At 70.9% G+C, this 20,081-nt stretch carries 18 protein-coding genes; 10 read left to right on the top strand and 8 right to left on the bottom strand.

Annotated features, from left to right (window positions below):
• Window positions 1-71: 71 nt before the first annotated feature.
• Window positions 72-728: an MmyB family transcriptional regulator gene (locus tag MKW14_RS01820; RefSeq protein ID WP_240858328.1), complete on the bottom strand. Its 657-nt coding sequence runs from the start codon at window positions 726-728 to the stop codon at window positions 72-74.
• Between the two features lie 223 nt (window positions 729-951).
• On the opposite strand from MKW14_RS01820, the gene MKW14_RS01815 reads away from it, so the two are divergent.
• Window positions 952-1,605, top strand: coding sequence for a helix-turn-helix domain-containing protein (locus tag MKW14_RS01815; RefSeq protein ID WP_240858326.1), 654 nt, complete (start codon window positions 952-954; stop codon window positions 1,603-1,605).
• Window positions 1,606-1,619: 14 nt separating this feature from the next.
• Window positions 1,620-2,168: a toxin-antitoxin system, toxin component gene (locus tag MKW14_RS01810; protein ID WP_240858324.1), complete on the top strand. Its 549-nt coding sequence runs from the start codon at window positions 1,620-1,622 to the stop codon at window positions 2,166-2,168.
• 7 nt (window positions 2,169-2,175) lie between these two features.
• Here MKW14_RS01810 and MKW14_RS01805 read toward each other — a convergent pair whose 3' ends face one another.
• Complete coding sequence (locus MKW14_RS01805) at window positions 2,176-3,198, bottom strand: alpha/beta fold hydrolase (protein ID WP_240858322.1); 1,023 nt, start codon at window positions 3,196-3,198, stop codon at window positions 2,176-2,178.
• Window positions 3,199-3,426: 228 nt separating this feature from the next.
• On the opposite strand from MKW14_RS01805, the gene MKW14_RS01800 reads away from it, so the two are divergent.
• Window positions 3,427-3,654 carry a hypothetical protein gene (locus tag MKW14_RS01800; protein WP_240858320.1) on the top strand — a complete coding sequence of 76 codons (228 nt, stop codon included), beginning with the start codon at window positions 3,427-3,429 and terminating at the stop codon, window positions 3,652-3,654.
• Between the two features lie 18 nt (window positions 3,655-3,672).
• On the opposite strand, the gene MKW14_RS01795 is transcribed toward MKW14_RS01800, so the two are convergent.
• Both MKW14_RS01795 and MKW14_RS01790 read right to left on the bottom strand, forming a co-directional pair.
• A complete protein-coding gene (locus tag MKW14_RS01795) occupies window positions 3,673-4,362 on the bottom strand; it encodes a 4'-phosphopantetheinyl transferase family protein (protein ID WP_240858319.1) in 690 nt (229 codons plus the stop codon).
• Window positions 4,359-5,219, bottom strand: a complete 861-nt coding sequence (locus MKW14_RS01790; RefSeq protein ID WP_240858318.1) for a metallophosphoesterase family protein — start codon at window positions 5,217-5,219, stop codon at window positions 4,359-4,361. The genes MKW14_RS01795 and MKW14_RS01790 overlap by 4 nt, the downstream gene beginning before the upstream one ends.
• A gap of 263 nt (window positions 5,220-5,482) precedes the next feature.
• Between MKW14_RS01790 and MKW14_RS01785 the strand changes: the two genes are divergently transcribed.
• From MKW14_RS01785 to MKW14_RS01775, 3 genes are all read left to right on the top strand, one after another.
• The gene (locus MKW14_RS01785; RefSeq protein ID WP_240858317.1) at window positions 5,483-6,604 is read left to right on the top strand and encodes an ATP-grasp domain-containing protein; all 1,122 of its coding nucleotides are present in this window, start codon (window positions 5,483-5,485) and stop codon (window positions 6,602-6,604) included.
• A gap of 142 nt (window positions 6,605-6,746) precedes the next feature.
• Window positions 6,747-8,435: a carbohydrate binding domain-containing protein gene (locus MKW14_RS01780; protein ID WP_240858316.1), complete on the top strand. Its 1,689-nt coding sequence runs from the start codon at window positions 6,747-6,749 to the stop codon at window positions 8,433-8,435.
• A 111-nt stretch (window positions 8,436-8,546) separates the two neighbouring features.
• Window positions 8,547-9,236: a hypothetical protein gene (locus MKW14_RS01775; protein WP_240858315.1), complete on the top strand. Its 690-nt coding sequence runs from the start codon at window positions 8,547-8,549 to the stop codon at window positions 9,234-9,236.
• Between the two features lie 7 nt (window positions 9,237-9,243).
• Here MKW14_RS01775 and MKW14_RS01770 read toward each other — a convergent pair whose 3' ends face one another.
• The 4 genes from MKW14_RS01770 to MKW14_RS01755 are packed head-to-tail and all read right to left on the bottom strand — an operon-like array spanning window position 9,244 to window position 15,691.
• Entirely contained in the window at window positions 9,244-10,494 is a 1,251-nt protein-coding gene (locus tag MKW14_RS01770) for an alpha-L-fucosidase (protein ID WP_240858314.1), read from the bottom strand.
• Between the two features lie 3 nt (window positions 10,495-10,497).
• Window positions 10,498-13,542: an alpha-mannosidase gene (locus MKW14_RS01765; protein WP_240858313.1), complete on the bottom strand. Its 3,045-nt coding sequence runs from the start codon at window positions 13,540-13,542 to the stop codon at window positions 10,498-10,500.
• A 50-nt stretch (window positions 13,543-13,592) separates the two neighbouring features.
• Complete coding sequence (locus MKW14_RS01760; protein ID WP_240858310.1) at window positions 13,593-14,930, bottom strand: 6-phospho-beta-glucosidase; 1,338 nt, start codon at window positions 14,928-14,930, stop codon at window positions 13,593-13,595.
• A complete protein-coding gene (locus MKW14_RS01755) occupies window positions 14,927-15,691 on the bottom strand; it encodes a DeoR/GlpR family DNA-binding transcription regulator (RefSeq protein WP_240858921.1) in 765 nt (254 codons plus the stop codon). Before MKW14_RS01755 ends, MKW14_RS01760 begins: the two co-directional genes overlap by 4 nt.
• Before the next feature lie 128 nt (window positions 15,692-15,819).
• Between MKW14_RS01755 and MKW14_RS01750 the strand changes: the two genes are divergently transcribed.
• From MKW14_RS01750 to MKW14_RS01735, 4 genes are all read left to right on the top strand, one after another.
• Complete coding sequence (locus MKW14_RS01750) at window positions 15,820-16,836, top strand: carbohydrate kinase family protein (protein WP_240858309.1); 1,017 nt, start codon at window positions 15,820-15,822, stop codon at window positions 16,834-16,836.
• A gap of 65 nt (window positions 16,837-16,901) precedes the next feature.
• On the top strand, window positions 16,902-18,179 hold the full coding sequence (locus MKW14_RS01745; protein ID WP_240858308.1) for an ABC transporter substrate-binding protein: 1,278 nt from the start codon (window positions 16,902-16,904) through the stop codon (window positions 18,177-18,179).
• Between the two features lie 124 nt (window positions 18,180-18,303).
• Window positions 18,304-19,188 (top strand): carbohydrate ABC transporter permease, encoded by an 885-nt coding sequence (locus MKW14_RS01740; RefSeq protein WP_240858920.1) that lies wholly within the window; start codon window positions 18,304-18,306, stop codon window positions 19,186-19,188.
• The gene (locus MKW14_RS01735) at window positions 19,185-20,054 is read left to right on the top strand and encodes a carbohydrate ABC transporter permease (RefSeq protein ID WP_240858307.1); all 870 of its coding nucleotides are present in this window, start codon (window positions 19,185-19,187) and stop codon (window positions 20,052-20,054) included. Before MKW14_RS01740 ends, MKW14_RS01735 begins: the two co-directional genes overlap by 4 nt.
• The last annotated feature ends 27 nt before the right edge of the window (window positions 20,055-20,081 follow it).

The following is a 20,081-nucleotide window of genomic DNA, read 5'->3' as shown; positions in this document are numbered from 1 at the left end:
CGCACCAGCCACCGCTCGGGTCTCCCGCAAGGCACCGCGCCTCACAGCCGACCTGATCCGAACGACAGGCCCTAAGTGTCCGGCACCACCCTCAGATGGGCCGCCGTGCGTCGGGCGGTGCGGATCCGGGGGCGCTCGCGGCGGGTCTCCCGCAGGACGAACGTCATACGCGTGTACCCCATCTCCCGCAGCGTCTCGGGCGTCTCGTCCACCACGCGGCAGTCGGTCGCGCCCCAGCGCGGATCGGGGTGCAGCAGCGGCCGTACGGCGCCGTCCCGGGCGGCGGCGCGTTCCCCCATGGCCCTCAGCCAGTGCGGCAGGCCCTGGCGGTAGGCGGCCTCCATGATCGGGTCCTGGGCGATCTCCCGGCGGATGGCCTGCAGCCCGTGGTCATGGGCGTGGCGCTCGACGGCGGCCGCGAAATGGGCGAGCATCGGCAGGCACCAGCTCGACTCGTGCTCACCGAGGACGCCCGCCGCGTCGGGGTGGAAGAGCACGAACCGGAGGAAGTTGTCGCCCGGCATGGCCGTCGGGTGCGGGCCCACGTCACGGAAAAGTGACGCGAAAGCGTTGTTCGTCAGAACGACGTCCCAGCGGTGGTCGACGACGACGGAGGGAAAGGGCACGGCCTCCAGGAGGGTGGCGTAGTCCTGCAGATACGCCTGGGCCTCGGGACTCTCGGGGACGGGCCGCGGTGCCGGCCGCTGCCCTCCTGCCTGATACGCCATCGGGAGGTCACCCCTCTTGCCTCTGCGGCCTTCACGCGGCGCCTTGATCCTGCGGCCCCGGCACGAGTCATGTCAACTATCGTGGCATTCCATGCCTGTTGACGGCTGAAATTGGCCACAGTTGTGGCGACACCTGGATGTGAGTTCGAACCACCCGGTAATCTCCGTCGAGTTCACGGCATCCGCTTGTGAGTAGCCTGTGCGAAACGTAGGAGATCTGTCGGTGACGGAAGGCTTCGAGGCTCCGGGCACCACGTCGGCGACCGCCGCGCTCCCGGCCGTCGTCGCTCGCGTCGGCACGCTCGCCGACCGGCTCGGCGTACCGCACGCGGAGGTCTTCCACGCCGGCCGTCTGTCCACCGCGTCGGGCGTGCCCGAACCGGTCGTGCAGGCCCTCCTCGCCGGCCGCCCCGCGGGCGAACCCGACGTCCAGGCCCGTTTCCTGCAGCGGCTCGACCTGCTGCGCCGCACCCGGCTGAAGCCCAACGGCCGCAAGTACACCCAGCAGGAGATCGCCGACGGCGCGGGCATGTCCCGCCAGCAGGCCGGCGCCCTGATCAACGGCGACCGCCGCCCCACGATGGAGCACTGCGACGCCCTCCAGCGCTTCTTCCGCGTGCACGCCGGCTTCCTCACGGCCGAGGACCCCGAGGCCCTCACGGTCGCCCTGCAGGGCACCGAGCAGGAGCTGCTGCAGCGGCTCGCGGAGCGGGAGGCGGCCTCGGCCGACGAGGACCCGCTGGAGAAGCTGCTGCAGGACCACGGCGTGCGCGGGATCGCCTGGCGGGCCGCCCAGCTGCCCACCGACCAGCACCGCGACAAGGTGGCGGAGTGGCTGGACATGCTCCTGGAGAGCGTCAAGCGGCCCGAGTCGTGAGCCGGGGGCGGCGCGTGGCCATCGGCAAGGACATGCGCCGCCTGTGCGGCGAACTGGTCACGGCACTCACCCTGCCCGTCCCCGCCTCCCCCACCGGCCTGCACACCGCCCTGTGCGAGGCGATGAGCCGCCGCCGCGGCCGCCCGGTCCACTTCCGTACGGCCGTCTTCCCGCCCGGCACGGCGAGCGGCCTGTGGCTGGACATGACGGACCGGGACCTGGTCGTCGTCGAGGAACGCACCGCGCCCGACCACCAGTTGGTGATCCTGGGCCACGAGCTGTGGCACCTGGGGGCCGGCCACGGCGGCCACCCCGTGGAGGGCGTCGGGGTCGCCGCCCGGCGCCTGGCCGACGACGGCGATCTGCGGGCCACGGTGCGCACGGTGGCCGCGCGCAGCCACTTCGACCGGGCCGACGAGCAGGAGGCCGAGACCTTCGGCCTGCTGCTGGCGAGCAAGTGCCGCGCTCTCCTCGCCGGTTCGGGCCACCGGGCGCCGGTGCAGCGCGACCACCTGGCGGGCCGCATCGAGGCCTGCCTCGGCTATCCGGGCCCGCAGGGCTGATCGCCCGTCACGTCGCGCTGCGTTCGCTGGCCTCCCGCCGGTTGCGGTCCGCCGGGCGTTCCCTGCCGTCGTGGAGGCGGCCCTCGATCAGCAGGTCCCGCCAGTGCTCGCGGCTCCAGTCGGCGGGAGCCGTCGTGGCCGTGAACTCCTCGACCAGGGAGACGAAACGGGCCGGGTCGCTGTGGAAGGGGAAGTGGCCCGCGCCCTCGAAGATCTCCAGCCGGCTGCCCGGCATCGCCTCGTGCGCCCCGTACGCGTGCCGCACCGGCACCACGCTGTCCCGGTCCCCCCACATCAGCATGGTCGGCATGCCCTCGGTCAGATAGCAGCGGTCGAGCATGGTCACGACCTGCCCCCGCCAGTCCACCACCGCCCGCAGCGTACGGATGAAGGCGTTGCGGGAGGTCTCGTCCGGCAGGGCGTCGACCAGGTCGACCAACTCGGCGGCGTCCTGCCCGAGATCGGTGTCCATGAGCTTCATCAGCCGCACCGCGAGCCCCACTTGCGTCCGCATCCCCGGCAGCCGCAGCGTGGACAGCATCACATGGGCGCCCGGCAGCGAGACCAGCCGCAGCACGGGGTTGACCTCCCGCCCCACACCACCGGCACTGACCAGGATCAGCCGCTCGGTCCGCTCCGGGAACTGGTAGGCGAACTGCATCGCCACTCCCCCGCCCAGCGAGTGTCCCACCAGGGTCGCCGACTCGATGCCGAGCGTGGTGAGCAGATCCCGGACGCCGTTGGCGTACGCGGCCACCGAGTAGTCGGCGCGCGGCTTGTCGGAGGCGCCGTGGCCGAGCAGGTCGGGGGCGATGACAGTGTGGGTGCGGGCCAGGTCGGGGATCAGCTCGGCCCAGGTCGCCGAGGAGTCGCCGATGCCGTGGACGAGGACCAGGACCGGGCCCTCGCCGGCCATCCGGAAGGCGCGCCGGTATCCGTGCACCACGCGGTACCGCAGCTCCAGTTCGTTCACGCCGACCGGGCGCAGCCGCGCGGCCCGCGCCGGGCGCCTTCGCGGGACGTCGACCATCCTCGCCTCCCGTTCCACGGCCGCACCGGGGCGGCCCGAAAGCCCCTGCCCTCCAGCGTAGAACCCCTTTCCCACCAGGGGTTTCGGGGAGGTTTCGGCTCCGCTAAGCGAGCGAACCCACCCGGCGCCGGACCCGATTGTCAGTGGCGGGCGGCAAGCTGGAGTCGCACCCCTGCCTACCGGGGTGCGCAGCGACCGAGCCGAGACGCGACACGGGGAGAGCCGACGATGCCCACCGCCGTACTGACCGACCGCGAGCGCACCGCAGTACAGGCCTATCTGCGGCTGCTGCACACCGTACGAGCCGCCTTCGACGGTCCTCCCGGCGCGGGCCGACCACCCGTGGTGCCGCCCTCGGTGCTGGCCGAGGCGGAGCAGGCGCTGGCGGACGCGGGCCTGACGGGGAACGAGGAGGAGTTCTTCCGGCTGCTGCAGAGCTGGTGCCCCGAGCCGTGACGGCCCCGCTCCGTGGGGTCAGTCCGCGGTGTGCGGGACCGTGACCGTCGTCGCCACCAGCCCTCGCCCCACGCTCCAGCGGCCCTGGAAGCGGTTGATCCGCCGGCCGCCCACCAGGGGGCCGGGGACGAGGAGTTCGGCGTGGAAACCGCCGTGCGGCGGCCCGTCACCCGCGTCGACGAAGACCTCGATGTCGGCCTCGGTGAACTCCAGCCACCGCCCGGTGAGGGGGAACCACGCCTTGTAGACGGACTCCTTGGCGCTGAACAGCAGCCGGTCCCAGTGGACTTCCGGGTGCTCCTCGGCGAGCCGGCGCAGCCCTTCCGCCTCGCCGGGCAGGGACACGGCGTCCAGGACACCGTCCGGCAGCGGTCCGTGGGGTTCGGCGTCGATGCCGAGGGAGGCCAGGTCGGCGGCGCGGACCAGGGCGGCCGCGCTGTAGCCCTCGCAGTGGGTCATGCTGCCCACCAGGCCGGCGGGCCACAGGGGCGCGCCGCGTTCGCCGGGCAGCACGGGCTGCGGGGGCACACCGAACTTCTCCATGGCACGCCGCGCGCAGGCGCGCACCAGGGCGAACTCGCGCCGGCGCTTGGGCACGGCCTGCGCGACGACCGCCGCCTCCTCGGGGTACAGCGGGGCGGGTTCGGTGCCGTCGTCGCCGTGCGCCTCCACGACGACGACCTCGTGCGGCAGCAGCTCCTCGATCACCCGGCCCCGACCTCCCTCGGCAGTACGCGGCGCGGTACGCCCGGCGGGTGCGGCCGCTTGCGCCACTCGCGGGGGTAGCCGACGGACACCTCCTCGAAGCGGACCCCCTCGTGCCAGGTGGTCCGCGGGATGTGGAGGTGACCGTAGACCATGGTCTCGACGCGGAAGCGGCGATGCCAGTGGGCGGTCAGCTCCGTGCCGCACCACATGGCGAACTCGGGGTACCACAGCACGTCACAGGGGTGCCGGTGAAGCGGGTAGTGGTTGACGAGGACGGTGGGCAGGTCGGCGGGGAGCTCGGCGAGCCTGCGCTCGGTCTCGGCGACCCGGGCCCGGCACCAGTCCTCACGGGTCGGGCGGGGGTCGGGGTGCAGGAGGTACTCGTCGTTGCAGACGATGCCGGTGCCGTGCGCGTACCGCAGGCCCTCCGCCCTGGTGGCGCAGCCGGCCGGCAGGAAGCTGTAGTCGTACAGGAGGAAGAGCGGGGCGACGGCCACGGGCCCGTGCGGGCCCTCCCAGCGGGGGTAGGGGTCCTCCGGCGTGGTGACGCCGAGATCGCGGCACAGCTCGACGAGGTGCTCGTAGCGGGCGACGCCGCGCAGGGTGACCGGGTCGCTGGGGTGGGTCCACAGCTCGTGGTTGCCGGGGGCCCACACGACCTTGGCGAAGCGGCCCGCGAGGGTCTTGAGGGCCCAGCGGATGTCGGAGACGGTCTCCGCGACGTCACCGGCGACCAGCAGCCAGTCCTCGTCCGTCTCCGGGCGCATCGCCTCGACCAGGGCGCGGTTCTCGGCGTATCCGATGTGCAGATCGCTGATGGCCAGCAGCCGTCCGGCACCGCCGGCCCTCGACGTCACCGCTCGCCCCCTTCGCACACCGCCCGACCGAGGCTCCACCAGAGCACATTCACGCCGCGCGGACAAGGCGGCACCGGCCCGTCCACACCTCCGGCGAATCCGTAACACGTACGTTGCACGCGGGGCCCCGGGAAGCCGTATGATCGCCCCACCACCACCGCAACGGACTTCCCTTCACAGGGGCGGTTTGGTGACCCTCCACCTCCCCTGCCCGGGCACGGGCTGCTCCGCCGTGCCCGCGAACCGTGAAAGGACGGCCCTGCATGGTCTCTCGCGTACGCGTCTGGCTCAACCGCACGTACGCGGAGAACGTGTTCTTCATGGATCAGCTGCGGCGAAATCCGAGCGATCGGGCGGTCGAGATCCACGCCACCCACGGTGACGCCGACTCGCCCGTGCTGGCCGCCGCGGACACGGCCGACCTGGAGCCGGAGGGGCTGTCCCCGGCCGCGTACGTGGAGTTCGCCCTCGACCAGTGCGCCCGGCGCACCATCGACGTCTTCGTGCCGCGTCTGCACCAGTCCGCGATCGTGGCGCACCGCGCCGACTTCGCGGCCGTGGGGACGGCACTGCTCGCGCCGCCGCCCGAGGCCGTCGCCGTGTTCGAGGACAAGGTGACCGCCTACGAGGCCGTGCAGGCGATCGGGGTGCCGGTGCCGTCCTGGTGGCGGGTGCGGACGGCGGACGAACTCCTCGCCGCCGTCGAGGAGTTGGAGGCCGCCGGGCACACTGCGTGCTTCAAGCCCGCGTCCGGCGCGGGCGGGGTGGGCTTCCGGGTCCTCACCCGGGCGCCCTTCTCGATGGCGCACCTCACCGGTTTCCCCAGCCCCTATGTGTCGCTCGATCTGGTGATGGGGGCGCTCGAGCAGGCCGAGGAGCCGGTCGACTGGATCGTGATGCCGCGGCTGGAGCAGCCGGAGGTTTCGGTGGACTGCCTCACCGGGCCCGACAACCGGGTGCGGCTGGCCGTGGGGCGGACGAAGAACGGCCGTCGCCGCGGGTTCACGCTGCAGGAGCAGTGGCTGGAGCCGGCGCGGCGGATCGCCGAGGGGTTCGGGCTGCACTATCTGTCCAACATCCAGTTCCGGATGTTCGGCGACCGTCCGGTCCTGATGGACGTCAACACCCGTCCGGCCGGCGGCCTGCACCAGCTGTCGCTGTGCGGGGTCAACGCCCCTTGGGCGGCCGTGCAGTTGGCGCTCGGTGAGGACCCCGGGGAGATGGCGCCGCCGTTCCTCGGGCAGGACTACACGGTGGTCTCCGGGCCGCGGCCGCTGCGGCCGGTGTCGATCCCCCAGCAGCGGCTGGAGGAGACGGAGACCCTGCTGCCGGCGCTGCCCGCGCCCGTCGAGGCGGTCGAGGCCGCGGCCACCGTCCTGAGCTGAGCCAAGCCCACAGGTATGGACCAATTTCGCCGTTCACCTTGACAAGTGGATTGGTCCATACCAACTTTGTTGCGCACCCCTGCAGTTCTCTCTGTACCGCTCTCTGCACTCCCGAACACCCCCATTCCTTCAGGGAGATCGCGTGCGCAACACACTCAGACGTTCCCGACGTCGGCTCCTCGCACTGGTCGGTTCCGCGGCTCTCGCGCTCGCCGGAGCCATCGCCCTTCCCGGCACGGCCCAAGCGGCCAACATCCTGACCAACCCCGGCTTCGAGTCGGGCGGCCTGTCCCCCTGGTCCTGCACCGGCAACCTCGGCTCGGTCGTCTCCTCCCCCGTGCACGGCGGGTCCAGGGCCCTGCAGGGCGCGGTGTCGGCGAGCGACACCGCGCAGTGCAGCCAGACCGTCTCGGTCCAGCCCAACACGACGTACAGTCTCAGCGGTTGGGTGCGCGGCTCCTACGTCTACCTCGGCGTGGACGGCGGGGCCTCGACGTGGACCACCTCACCGTCGGCGTACAGCCAACTGTCCGTGTCCTTCACGACCGGCGCCTCGCAGACCAGCGCGACGATCTACGTCCACGGCTGGTACGCGCAAGGCACCTACTACGCCGACGACATCAGCCTCGACGGACCCGGCGGCGGTGGCGGCGGCTCGGACACCCAGGCGCCCTCCGCGCCGACGGGGCTTACCTCCACCGGCAAGACCTCCTCGAGCGTGTCGCTGAAGTGGAACGCCTCCACCGACAACGTGGGCGTCACGGCGTACGACGTCTACAGCGGCTCCAACAACGTGCTCAGCGTCTCCGGTACCTCCGCGACCGTCAGCGGGCTCTCGCCCAGCACCTCCTACTCCTTCACCGTGAAGGCGCGGGACGCGGCCGGGAACGTCTCGGGGGCCTCCAACTCCGTGAGCGTCACGACGGACGCGGGGACCGGCGGCTCAGGCGGGTTCAAGCAGGCCGCGCCCTATCTGTACGAGGGCTGGGGCGATCCGCCGAGCCCGAGCACGGTGATGAGCGCGACCGGCGTCAAGTGGTTCACGATGGCCTTCGTGCTGGACTCCGGCGGCTGCACGCCGGCCTGGGACGGCAGCCGGCCGCTGACCGGGGGCGCCGACCAGAGCGCGATCAACGCGGTCCGTTCGGCCGGCGGTGACGTCGTGCCGTCGTTCGGCGGCTGGCAGGGCAGCAAGCTCGGCGCCAACTGCTCCTCCGCGAGCGCCCTCGCCGGCGCCATCCAGAAGGTGATCGACGCCTACGGCCTCAAGGCCGTCGACATGGACATCGAGAACACCGACGAGTTCGAGAACGAGGCCGTGCAGGCGAGGATCCTGACCGCGCTGAAGACCGTCAAGGCCAACAACCCCGGTCTCCGGACGATCGTCACCTTCGGCACCTCCACCACCGGGCCGACGTACTACGGCAACCGGCTCATCGAGCAGGCGCAGTCGCTCGGCGCGAACATCGACGTCTTCACCATCATGCCGTTCGACTTCGGCGGCGGCTCGGACATGTACGGCAACACGGTCAACGCGGCCGAGGGGCTGAAGGCCAAGCTGAAGTCGACCTTCGGCTGGGACGACGCCACCGCGTACGCGCACATCGGCATCTCGGGCATGAACGGGCTGTCCGACCAGCAGGAGAACACCACTCCGGCGATCTGGACCCAGATCAAGGACTGGGCCAACTCCCACCACATCGCCCGGCTCGCGTTCTGGGCGGTCAACCGCGACCGGCCGTGCCCGGGCGGCGGCGTGGTGAGCAACTGCTCCGGGATCAGCCAGAACACCTGGCAGTTCACCTCGATCACGGCCGGCTTCACCGGCTGACGACGGCCGGAAGCAGGGCTGGCGCCCGGACCCCCGCGGCGGGAAGAATCCTTCCCGCCGCGGGGGTTCTCCCGTGGGCGCGTGCGACAGCGATACGGGGGCTGCTCAGGAGTGAGAAGAAGCATCGCTGCCTGCGGGTGTCTGCTGCTCCTTCTGGCCGCCTGCGGGGTGCCCGGCGGCGAGAAGAGCGTGGGGCCGGGGCTGAGCCAGGCCGACTTGCGGGCCTCGATCATCGACGACCGCAAACAGCTCTTCGACGGCTCCCTCTCCTACGCCCCCTCCGTCTCGGTGCCCGTCGGTGGCAGCCTGCGGTTCGACGTCGTCCTCACCGCGCGCGGCGAGAAGTCGCGGCGCGTCGCGCGGACCGCCGTCCAGACGCGGGTCTTCCGGGTGGGCGGGATGCAGGGCGCCCGGCTGACGCCGGACAGCCGGGAGGTGCGGACGGTCCTGCTGTCCGAGGCGAGGCAGCCCATCGCCCGGCCGGGCGAATCCGCGCTGTGGGAGTGGAGCGTGTCCGCCGACGAACCGGGCGACTACGAACTCGGCCTCACCGTCGTCACGTACCAGAGCGACACCGACCGCGCCCTGGAGACGCTCAACCCGCCGATCCACGTGCGTGTGACGGTGCGCGACACCTGGTCCCACCGCTTCAGCTCGATGCAGGACTGGCTGTTCACCGCGGCGGGCATCGCCGGCGCCCTGGCGGGCATCTACGCGCTCCGGGCTCCCCTGGCCGAACTCGTGCGAGGACGGCGGGAAGCCCGGAAGCAGCGTGAGGAGAGCCGGGACGGCTATCTGTGAGCGGTCGTCAGAAGCGGCCCGACCCCCGGTACAGCTCCAGCTCTCCCTCCAGTTCCACGGCCAGCACCGTGGCGTGGGGGTCGAGGTCCGCCACCCCCGGCGGGTCGATCCACAGCACGCCGACCGCCTCGTGCAGTCCGCCCACGACCCGGTGGCCGAGTTCGGCGCCGGTGCCCAGGACGGTGACCCTGCGGACTCCCGTCGCCAGGCCCCGGACGCCGATCTCCGCGCGCGGGATGTCGAACAAGGTGAGATAGAGGGTGCGGCGGTCGGCGGAGAGGGTGCTCGGGCCGTAGTGGTGCCCGGCCGGCAGCCCCCGCACCGTCCCGTACACCGCCTCCGCGTGCCGGCGGATCCACTCCCCCAGGCCCTCCAGCCGCTCGACCTGCGGCTGCGGGACGGTGCCGTCCTCCATCGGGCCGACGTCGAGCAGCAGATTGCCGCCCCCGCCGATGGTCTCGGTGAAGTAGCGGATCAGCTGGGCGAGCGACTTGTGGTTGTGGTCGTGGTGCTGGTACCCCCACGAGTCGTTGATCGTCAGGCACAGCTCCCAGGGACCGTCCGGCGGCACGATCGGGGCGCCCTGCTCCGGCGTCGCGTAGTCGCCCTCGCTGAGCATGCGGGCGTTGAAGACGACGTGCGGGACGTACGACCTGATGAGCGCGGCGAGTTCGGGGATGCGCCACTGCTCCTCGCTGCGGTCCCACTCGCCGTCGAACCACATCAGGTCGGGGCGGAAACGGGAGGCGATCTCCGTGATCTGGCCGTCCCGGTAGGCGATGAACCTCTCCCACGCTTCCAAGTCCTCGTCCTCGGCCGCCACTTCGGAGTAGCGGTTGTCCTCCAGCTCCGGCGGACGGCCCGGCTTGCGCGTGGAGGCGTAGTCGGGGTGGTTCCAGTCGGAGTGGGAGTAGTAGAGGCCGACCTTGAGGCCCTTCTCGCGCAGGGCGTCGGCGTAGGGGCCGATGTAGTCCTTGCCGAGGTTGAGGTCGCCGTACGCGGTGTCCCACAGGGCCACGCCGTCGTGGTGACGGCTCGTCAGGACCGCGTACCTGGCCCCGGCGCGGGCGAACAGGTCCGCCCACGCCCTCGGGTCGTAGTTCGCGCCGGTGAACCGCTGGAGCTGGGACATGTACTGCTCGTGCGGCACGATGTCGTCGTAGAACGACCAGGACTCCTGGACGCCGTCGACGGCATAGACGCCCCAGTGCACGAAGATCCCCAACTTGGCGTCGGTGAACCACGGTTGCATGGCCATGTGTCAGCCCCTGCGCAGCCGGAGCGTGAGGATCTGGAAGGGACGCAGGGAGACCGGGACGCCGCCGTCGACGACCTCCGCGTCCTCCAGGGGCCGCTCCAGCAGGTCGGTCACCTGGGCGCCGGTCAGCGGGAACCCGGTGCGCAGGACGCCGGTCGCGCGGCCGCCCCGGGACTCGTAGAGCCGTACCACCACGTCACCGGACTCGTCGTCGGCCAGCTTGACCGCCTCGACGGTGACGCCCTCGCCGGCCACGGAGACCACCGGGTCCGGAGCACCGGCCGAATCGGCCACGCGCAGCGGGAGGTTGAGGGCGTAGCCCTCGGCGACCGCGTCGTCGATGCTCGCGCCGGGCAGCAGGGAGTAGGTGAGGCGGTGGCGGCCCTGGTCGGCGCCCGGGTCCGGGATGCGCGGGGCGCGGACCAGGCTGAGGCGGACCGTGGTGGTCGTACCGCCGTCCTCGCGGACCGTGCGGGAGACGTCGTGGCCGTAGGTGGAGTCGTTGATGACCGCGACGCCGTAGCCGGGCTCGCCGACGTGCACCCAGCGGTGCCCGGAGACCTCGAAACGGGCCGCCTCCCAGCTGGTGTTGGTGTGCGTGGGCCGCTGGATGTGGCCGAACTGGATCTCGGCGGAGGAGTGCGGAGCGCGGATGTCGACCGGGAAGCCGGCCTTGAGGAACTTCTCCGCCTCGTGCCAGTCGATGTCCGTCTCGAAGTCGATGCGGGCGCTGCCCGCGCGCAGCGTGATCGTCTGGACGACGGTCGAGCCCTTGCCGAAGGAGCGGGTGACGCGGATCGAGCCGAGCAGCGGGTCCTCGTCGACGATCTCCACCGCGTCGGCGTCGAGCAGGTCCGTGTAGCGGTTCTTGTAGTGCTTGTCGACGTCCCAGGCGTCCCAGTAGTTGGGCAGGTCGGTGTGCAGGCGGAGCAGGTTGCCCGCCTCGGCGAGCACCTCGCGGCCCCCGGCGCGCAGATCGCGGACGGAGGCGAGGGTGCCGTCCTCGGCGACCTCGACGCGCACCAGGCCGTTGTCGAGCACGCGGCCGCTGACCGTGACGGGGGCCGGGGGTTCGGCCGCCGCGACCGGTGCGCTGCCGTTCGCCGGTACCTCGACGAACGTCGGGAAGCCGGTCGCCGTGCGGATGACCTCGGCGCGGTCGAAGGGGCTGGTGTTGAACACGCGGGTGCCGCCCGCTCCCAGCGCGGCCACCGCCTCGGCGGTCAGCGCCTCCAGCTCCTCGGCGACGCGGGCGTATTCGGCCTCGGCCTCGCGGTGCACCCAGGCGATCGAGGAGCCCGGCAGGATGTCGTGGAACTGGTGCAGCAGCACCGTCTTCCACAGCCGGTCCAGCTTCTCGTACGGGTAGGCGTAGCCCGGCGCGTGCAGCGCGGCCGTCGTCGCCCACAACTCGGCCTCGCGCAGCTTGTGTTCGCTGCGGCGGTTGCCCTGCTTGGTGCGGGCCTGGGAGGTGTAGGTGGCGCGGTGCAGCTCCAGGTAGAGCTCGCCGACCCACACGGGGGCGTCCGGGTACTCCTCGCGGGCCTTGGCGAAGAACTCGTCGGGGTGCTCGACGACGACCTTGGGCGAGCCCTCCAGGTCGGCGAGCCTGCGCGCGCGTTCCATGATCTCGCGGGTGGGGCCGCCGCCGCCGTCGCCCCAGCCGAAGGGGGCGAGGGAACGGGTGGCGTTGCCCTTCTCGGCGTAGTTGCGGACCGCGCGGGACATCTCCTCGCCGCTGAAGCGGGCGTTGTAGGTGTCGACGGGCGGGAAGTGGGTGAAGATGCGGGTGCCGTCGATGCCCTCCCACCAGAAGGTGTGGTGGGGGAAGGTGTTGGTCTGGTTCCAGGAGATCTTCTGGGTCAGGAACCACTCGTTGCCTGCGAGCTTGGCGAGCTGCGGGTAGGCCGCGTTGTAGCCGAAGGAGTCGGGCAGCCAGACGCCCTTGGTCTCGACGCCGAAGTGCTCGATGAAGAACCGCTTGCCGTGGATCAGCTGGCGGGCGATGGCCTCGCCGCCGGGCAGGTTGCCGTCGGACTCGACCCACATGCCGCCGACCGGCGCCCACTGGCCCTTCTTCACGGACTCCTGGATGCGGGCCCAGACCTTCGGGTAGTTGTCGCGCACCCACTCGTACTGCTGGGCCTGGGAGCAGGCGAAGACGAAGTCCTCGTACTCGTCGGCCAGCGAGGTGACGTTGGAGAAGGTGCGGGAGGTCTTGCGCTTGGTCTCGCGGATGGGCCACAGCCACGCGGAGTCGATGTGCGCGTGGCCGACGCCGGAGACGATGTGGGCGCTGGCGTTGGCGGGCTTGGCCAGCACCGGCTTCAGCGCCTCGCGCACGGCGGCGGCCGAGCCGGAGACGTCGTCCAGGTCCAGCAGGTCCAGCGCGCGGTCCAGGGCGTGCAGGATCTCGTGCCGGCGCGGGTCGTGCTCACCGAGCTCCGCCATCAGCTCGCGCAGCACCTGCAGGTCGAGGTCGAGGTGCCAGACCTCCTCGTCGAGGACGGCGATGTCGGCACGCCTGAAGGTGTAGAGGGGCTTGTCGCCGGCGGTGAGGACGTCGCCCAGCGGGGTGGGCTCGGCGAAGTTGTTGGCGAGGATGTCCGGGTTGGAGGCGGCCTCGACCAGGTAGTGGATCTCCTCGCCGCCCGTGGCCGGGTTGGCGATCGGCACGTACTGGTTGAGCGGGTTGACCGCCTTCAGGGGGGTGCCGTCGGTGAGGTGGACGAGGGCCTCGGCCTGGTTGCCGGGCCAGTCGCCGACGAAGCCGAGGTCGATGACGGCCTCGACGCGCCGGCCGGCGAACTCGGCGGGCACCTGCCCGCGCATGCGGAACCAGGTGGTGCCCCACGGCGGACCCCAGGGGGTGGCCATGGCGAAGGGGGCGTACGGCGCGGCCGCGGCCTCCTCGAAGGAGACCGGCTCCCCGGGGGCCTGCCAGGCCTCCACCTCGAAGGGGACGGTGGCCGCGTAGACGGCGGGCTGGATGCGCTGGGTGTGGAGGCGCTCGGCGCGCTCTTCGATCCGGCGGCGTTCGTCGTGCATGAAAGGTCTCCAGGGAGAAGGCGGGGAGAAAGCGCTTTCCGCGCGGGAGCTTACTTGAGGTAGGCCAGGCCGGGGTGGACGGCCGTGTAGCCCTCGACCAATCGTCTCGCCACGTTGACCGAGTCGACCAGGGGATGCAGCGCGAAGGCCTTGACGGCCGTCGTCCGGGAGCCGGACTCGGCGGCGGCGAGCACCTCGCGCTCGACGGCCTTGACCGCGCAGACCAGCCCGGTGGCGTGGTCGGGCAGCGGCGCCACGGAGACCGGGTGCGCGCCGTTGGCGTCGACCAGGCAGGGCACCTCGATGACGGCGTCGGTGTCGAGGACGGAGAGCGTGGTGCGGTTGCGGACGTTGAGGATCAGGGTGGTGCGCTCGTCGCGGGCGATGGCCCGCATCAGGGCGAGGGCGACCTTCTCGTAGCCGCCGGAGAGGTCGTCGGGCTCGCGCTCGCCGGCGCCCGCGGTCTCCCGGTTCTCGGCCATGTACGTCGCCTCGCGCTCGGCCCGGGTGCGGTCCCAGGCGGCGAGGGCCTGGGCGCCGGGGTCGCGCATCTCCTCGTAGAAGTGGGCCTGCTGGTCGCGCAGGAAGGCGCCACGGGTCTTCTCGGCCTGCTGGTAGGCGCGGACGGCCTCGCGGTTGAAGTAGTAGTAGTGCAGGTACTCGTTCGGGATCGCGCCGAGGGACTGCAGCCAGTCGGTGCCGAAGAGCTTGCCCTCCTCGAAGGAGCCGAGCAGGTCGGGGTCGGCGAGCAGCCGGGGCAGCTCGTCGCGGCCGGCGATGTGCAGACCGCGCACCCAGCCGAGGTGGTTGAGGCCGACGTAGTCGATCCACGCCTCCCCCGGGTCGGCGCCCAGCACCCGGGCGATACGGCGGCCGAGGCCGACCGGCGAGTCGCAGATGCCGATGACGCGGTCGCCGAGGTGGCGGGACATGGCCTCGGTGACCAGACCGGCCGGGTTGGTGAAGTTGATGACCCAGGCGTCCGGGGCGAGCCGGGCCACCCGCCGGGCGATGTCCACGGCGACCGGGACGGTCCTGAGGCCATAGGCGATGCCGCCCGCGCCGACCGTCTCCTGGCCGAGGACGCCCTCGGCGAGGGCCACCCGCTCGTCGTTCGCCCGTCCCTCCAGGCCGCCGACCCGGATCGCCGAGAACACGAAGTCGGCGCCGCGCAGGGCCTCGTCGAGGTCGGTCGTGGCGGTCACCGCGGGGGCGTCCTCGACCCGGGCGGCCTGCTCGGCGAGGACCCGGGTGACCGCGGACAGCCGGCCCGCGTCCAGGTCGTGCAGCACGACCTCGGTGACCCTGCCCTCGCCGCGGTCGCCCAGGAGGGCGCCGTACACGAGCGGCACGCGGAACCCGCCGCCGCCCAGAATCGTCAGCTTCACTCTTGCACCTTTCCTGCCTCGACCACCTCGACGCCCGCCTCCTGGAGGGAGGAACGGGTCACCGGGTCGGCCGGGGCGTTCGTGACCACCACGTCCAGGTCCTCGGGACCACAGACCTTCGCCATGCCCGTACCCGGGAACTTGGCGGCGTCGGCGAGCAGGACGACCTTGTCGCTGGCCTTGATCATGGCCCGCTTCACCGGCACCTCGACGACCGTCGTATCCATCACCTGCCCACCCGGACGCACTCCACTGGTGCCGAGGAAGAGCCAGTCGGCGTGGAGCTGGCGCAGGTTGTCCTCGGTGAGGAAGCCGACCAGGGAGCGGTACTCGCGGCGGAGCATGCCGCCGAGGAGCACCAGCTCGATGCCCTCGTCGTCGGCGAGCTCCTCGTAGACCACCAGGTTGCTGGTGATCACCGTGAGGCGGCGGCCGTGCAGCTGGCGGGCCAGCCGGTACGCGGTGGTGCCGATGTCCAGCAGCACCGACTGGCCGTCGGCGACCATGGCGGCGGCGCGCTCGGCTATGGCGTCCTTCTCGGCCACGCGCACCTCGGCGACCTCGGCGAAGGGCTGGTCGCCCTCCTCCACTACGGCGCCGCCGTGCACGCGCGTGAGCATGCCGTCCTCCTCGAGCTTGACCAGGTCGCGCCTGATCGTGGCGGGGCTCACACCCAGCTGCTCGGAGAGATCGGTCACGGACGCGGGGCCGCCGGAGCGAAGGGCCCGCAGGATGAGTTGGTGTCGTCGTTCTGCCAGCACGGCGTGAACACTACTCGTCATCTTCAATCAAATCCATGCTCAGTTCTGCTCGGGTATTGACCAATCTCGCGGATCAGCGCACGATTCCCGTCATCGAAATTGACGAGTTTTGACGAGAGGCACTTCGCGTGGACGACGACAGGCCCGACGTGCTCCTGACCGGGCTGCTCTTCTACGACCTCGTCCTCACCGGGCTCGGGAAGCCCCCGACACCGGGTGAGGAGATCTGGACGGCCGGCATGGGCTGCGGCCCCGGCGGCATCGCGAACCTCGCGGTCGCCGCGTCCCGCTTCGGTCTGCGCACCTCCCTGGCCGCGGTCTTCGGCGACGACTTCTACGGCGAGTACTGCCGGGACGTGCTGTGCGACCAGGAGGACATCGACCTCTCGCTCTCCCGCACCGCGGACGGCTGGCCCACCCCGGTCACCGTCTCGCTGGCCGCCGGTCACGACCGGGCCCTGGTCACCCACGGCCAGGAGCCGCCGTACTCGCAGGACGTGCTGATGGGCGACCCGCCCGAGGCGCGCACCGCCCTCGTGCACCTGGAGGCCGAGCCCCGCGAGTGGCTCGCCAAGGCCGCCGCGAACGGCACGCAGATCTTCGCCGACGTCGGCTGGGACCCCACCCAGCAGTGGTCGAGGGACCTTCTGGAGCAGCTGGCCCTGTGCCACGCCTTCGTCCCGAACGAGGCCGAGGCGATGGCCTACACCCGTACCGACAGCGCGGTCGCGGCCCTCGGCACGCTCTCCGAACTGGTGCCGGTCGCGGTCGTCACCCGCGGCGGGGACGGCGCGGTGGCCGTCGACCAGACCACCGGCGAGTACGCCGAGGTCCCGGCCCTGGACGTCGACGTCCTGGACGCGACGGGGGCCGGCGACGTCTTCGGCGCGAGCTTCGTCGCCGCCTCCCTCGGCGGCTGGCCGCTGGAGGAACGGCTGCGCTTCGCGGTCCTCGCGGCCGGACTGTCCGTCCAGCACCACGGCGGCGCCCTCGCGGCCCCCGGCTGGTACGGCGTCGACCGCTGGTGGCGCTCGCTGACCGACCCCGGCCTGAAGAAGACGTACGGCTTCCTCGCGGACCGGCTGCCGGCGGACGTCGGGCCGCCGGTGCGCCACGCCCCGGTCACCCCGCCCCGGCAGCACTGACCCTCACAACGCCCCCACAGTCCAACGCCCCTCAGCACCACGAACAGGAACAACAGGAGTGACCCGTGGACCTTTCACGTAGAGGCTTCCTCCAGGCCGCCGCGCTGACCGCGGCCGCGTCCGGACTGACCGTCGCCTGCGGCGGCGGCTCCGGCTCGGGCGGCACCAAGAACGGCAAGAACCTCACCTTGTGGTACTGGGGCGGCGCGCTCAGCGACAAGGTGGTCGCGGAGGCGAAGACCCACTTCGCCTCGGCGGTCACGCTGACCACCGCGTCCATCGGCGGCGACTTCAAGCAGAAGCTCACCACCACGCTCGCCGCGGGCACCTCCGTGCCGGACATCACCGGCATCAAGGGCGAGGACATGGCGTCCTTCCTGCCCAACGCGAACCGCTTCCTGGATCTGAACGACCTGGGCTTCAAGAAGCTCTCCTCCCAGTACCTGGGCTGGAAGGCGAAGCTCGCCCAGACCAAGGACGGCAAGCAGATCGGCTTCCCGATCGACATCGGCCCCACCGCGCTCTTCTACCGCGAGGACTTCTTCGCCAAGGCCGGGGTGGACACCGACCCCGCCAAGGTCGCGGCGCTGGTCAAGACCTGGGAGGACTACTTCCAGCTCGGCACCGAGCTGCAGAAGAAGAACCCCGGCACCTACCTGGTCAACAACATCAGCTCGGTGTTCAACATCGTGGTCGGCCAGGGCACCCAGCGGTTCATCGACAAGAACAACCACTTCATCGGCGACCAGGACCACATCCGTCAGGCCTGGACCACGGCCGTGCGCCCCTACACGCTGGGCATCGACGCCAAGATCAACGACAACACCTGGAACGCCGCCGTCGGCAAGAACCTGCTCACCGAGCTCGGCGCGGCCTGGCACGCGCTGGACATCGAGCAGGCCGCCCCGCAGACCAAGGGCAAGTGGCGGGTCTGTGCCAACCCGGTCGGTCCCGCCAACCAGGGCGGCTCCTACCTGGCCCTGCCCAGGCAGTGCCGCAACCCCGAAGAGGCGTTCAAGATCATCAGCTGGATCCTGAGCCCCGCCAACGACGCCCGCGGCTTCACCGACGCCGCGATCTTCCCGGCCGCGCCGGCCGCCTACGCGATGCCGGCCATGACCGGACCCGACGCCTTCTTCGGCGGACAGAAGATCATCGAGGTCTTCGGCCCGGCCGCCAAGGCCATACCGGACAGCTACGAGGCGCCCGCCGACGCCGCCGTCATGGCCCCCTACATGACGGAGCTGACCAACATCGAGGCCAAGGGCAAGAAGCCCGACGACGCCTGGAAGGACGCGGTCAGCCAGGCCAAGCAGATCGCCCGGCGACAGGGGGTGAGCTGAGGTGTCGTCCCCTCCGGTCACCGGTTCCGCCGAGGTGCCGCAGCGCCTCGGCGGGCCGGGCCCGGCCCGGTTCCGTCCGCGGCGCACACCGCCCACGGGCACCGCTCGGCCCAGGCGGCGCGGACTGCTGTCGTACTGGCGGCAGTACCTGGCGATCTCGCCGTTCTACCTGATCTTCGCCGCGTTCTCCTTCTTCCCCGTCTTCTACTCGCTCTACCTGGCCTTCCAGCGCTGGGACGGCATGGGCACCATGCAGTTCGTGGGCCTGCAGCAGTTCCGGTTCCTGTGGGACGACCCGGTCTTCTGGCTGTCGATCCGCAACACCCTGGTGATCTGGGTGCTGTCCACCGTGCCGACCCTCTTCGGCGCCCTGATGCTGGCGACGCTGCTGCACTCGGTGCGCCGCTTCAAGGGCTTCTACCGCATCGCGCTGTACGTGCCGAACGTGACCTCCATCGTCGCCGTGGCGATCTTCTTCGGCGCGGTGTTCAGCAACAACTTCGGTCTGGTCAACGCGATCCTGGGCGTGGTCGGCATCTCGCCGATCCCGTGGCTGAGCAACCCGTGGCTGATCAAGGTGGTCATCTCGCTGCTGATGACCTGGCAGTGGACCGGCTACAACATGATCATCTATCTGGCCGGCCTGCAGGCGATCCCGAACTCGATCTACGAGGCGGCGAAGATGGACGGCGCGGGTCCGATCCGCACCTTCTTCCAGATCACCATCCCGATCATGCGGCCGATCATCCTGTTCACGGTCATCATCTCGACCATCAACGGACTGCAGAGCTTCAGCGAACCGCAGGTCCTGTTCGCCAACAACGCCGCCAACGCCAACCTCGGCGGCCCGGGCCAGGCGGGTCTGACCACCTTGCTGTACTTCTACCAGTCGGCCTTCCTCAACAACGACTACGGCTACGGCGCGGCCATCGTGTGGGCCTTCTTCGTACTGATCATCATCCTCGTCGCTGTCAACTGGCGCATCACCACACGAGGGAGGAAGGCATGACCGCAGTGGACACCGCACGGCCGGCCACGGGCGGCAGGCGGCTGCGCCGCCCCAGGGGCCTCGCGGCGCACATGATCCTCGTCGTGGCCGTCCTGATCTCGGTCTTCCCGTTCGCGTGGACCATCATCATGGCGACCAACACCACGCAGGACATCTACAAGAGCCCGCCGAAGTTCACCTTCGGCTCCCATCTGCTGGAGAACATCCGGCACGTCCTGAACACCATCGACTTCTTCGGGTCGATGCTCAACACGGTGATGGTCGCGACCGTCACCACCGTCCTGGTGCTGTTCATCGACTCCCTGGCGGCCTTCACCTTCGCCAAGTTCGACTTCCCCGGACGCAAACTGCTCTTCGGCACGCTGCTGCTGTTCATGATGCTGCCGCTGCAGCTGGCGATCCTGCCGCAGTTCATCCTGATGTCGAAGATCGGCTGGGTGGGCATGCTCAAGGCGCTGGCCCTGCCCTCCCTGGCCAACGCCTTCGGCATCTTCTGGCTGCACCAGTACATCCAGAACGGCGTGCCCGACGAACTCCTCGACGCCGCGCGCATCGACGGCGCCGGGTTCTTCCGCCAGTACTGGAACATCGCGCTGCCGATGATCCGGCCCGCGCTGTCGTTCCTCGCCATCTACGCCTTCGTCAACTGCTGGAACGACTACGTCTGGCCGCTCGTGGTGCTCACCAACCCGGGCCACGTGACCCTCCAGGTGGAGCTCGCCCAGCTCAACGTCGGCCACACCACCGACTACAGCATGGTCATGGCCGGTGTGCTGATGGCGGCGCTCCCGCTGGTCATCGTCTTCAGCATCTTCGCCCGCGGGTTCATCGCGGGCGCCACCGAGGGAGCGGTCCAGGGCACCTGAGCCGGTGCCGTGAGAGAGGGGGTGGGC

This window comes from Streptomyces gilvus (genome assembly GCF_022513565.1).
In the GTDB taxonomy this organism is placed as follows: domain Bacteria; phylum Actinomycetota; class Actinomycetes; order Streptomycetales; family Streptomycetaceae; genus Streptomyces; species Streptomyces gilvus.
The sequence above is the reverse complement of the archived record's forward strand: the minus strand, read 5'-3'. Positions and strand labels throughout refer to the sequence as shown.